This window comes from Allochromatium palmeri (assembly GCF_009720725.1).
In the GTDB taxonomy this organism is placed as follows: Bacteria; Pseudomonadota; Gammaproteobacteria; order Chromatiales; family Chromatiaceae; genus Thermochromatium; species Thermochromatium palmeri.
On sequence record NZ_WNKT01000181.1, the window covers coordinates 1 to 377 of the forward strand.

At 66.3% G+C, this 377-nt stretch carries 1 protein-coding gene; it reads left to right on the forward strand.

Going from position 1 to position 377, the window contains the following annotated elements; translation table 11 throughout:
- Window positions 1-377 (forward strand): hypothetical protein (locus GJ668_RS21350; protein WP_186343248.1); only part of this gene is annotated, 377 nt, incomplete at both ends.

Consider the following 377-nt stretch of genomic DNA (forward strand, 5'->3'; position numbering starts at 1 on the left):
TCGCGGCCTCCCTGACCAACACCAGTGGCCGCAGCGAGACGCCGACCCTGAGCGCCCGCGACGACGGTTGGGACAGCCGCCCCTTCGATCTGCATCCAGGCGATGGGCTGACGCTCGACTTCACCGTCACGCTGCAAGACAACGCCCAACCGGGCCAAGTCCTCCAGTCGGACGTGGCGGCCACCTATAGCAGTCGCGATGGCACGGATGCCAACGAGCGCGATGGCCGCACGCCGGATTCCCATCAGGACGACGACACCCAGCTCAACAACTACAACGTCTCGAGCCTGTCGCCCACGCTCACCGTCAGTGACCCGATCAACCTCGACAAGGCGTTCTATCCGGAGGCGGCGCGCACCACCTATGCCATCGGCGCC